The sequence below is a fragment of the Neorhizobium descurainiae genome (assembly GCF_051400715.1).
GTDB lineage: Bacteria > Pseudomonadota > Alphaproteobacteria > Rhizobiales > Rhizobiaceae > Neorhizobium.
In genome coordinates this window covers 1-509 of the sequence record NZ_JBLFFK010000111.1, presented here as the reverse complement: position 1 = coordinate 509, position 509 = coordinate 1, and the positions used below count along the sequence as shown (strand labels likewise).

Below are 509 nucleotides of genomic sequence, written 5' to 3'. Positions count from 1 at the left end.
CCTGCGGCGTTGCGGGGCTGGCTTGCGGCGCGGGGAGAGGCCGCACCGCAGCTGATCAATATGTACGGCATCACCGAGACGACGGTGCATGTCACCTACCGGCCGATCGGGCTGGAGGAGACGCGCTCCCAGCTCGGGGGCCAGACCGGAGGCCAGGCCCGCTCGCTGATCGGCGTGCCGATGCCCGATCTCACCCTGCATCTGCTCGACGCCGATCTCAACCCGGTCCCGGTGGGCGCCGTCGGCGAGCTCTTCGTCGGCGGCGCGGGCCTGGCGCGCGGCTATCTCGGCCGGCCGGCGCTGACGGCCGAGCGCTTCATCCCCGATCCCTGGCTCGCCGGCGGACGGCTCTACCGCTCCGGCGACCTTGCCCGCCGGCTTGCCGACGGCGATCTTGAGTATATCGGCCGCAACGACTTCCAGGTGAAGATCCGCGGCCACCGCATCGAGCTCGGCGAGATCCAGGCGGCCCTGCTTGGTCATGCCGGGGTGCGCGAGGCCGCCGTCGT

General features: G+C 71.9%; 1 protein-coding gene. It reads left to right on the top strand.

Translation table 11 applies throughout. The features are described 5' to 3' along the window. Window positions 1-509 (top strand): AMP-binding protein (locus tag ACMGE0_RS33685; protein ID WP_436820196.1); only part of this gene is annotated, 509 nt, incomplete at both ends.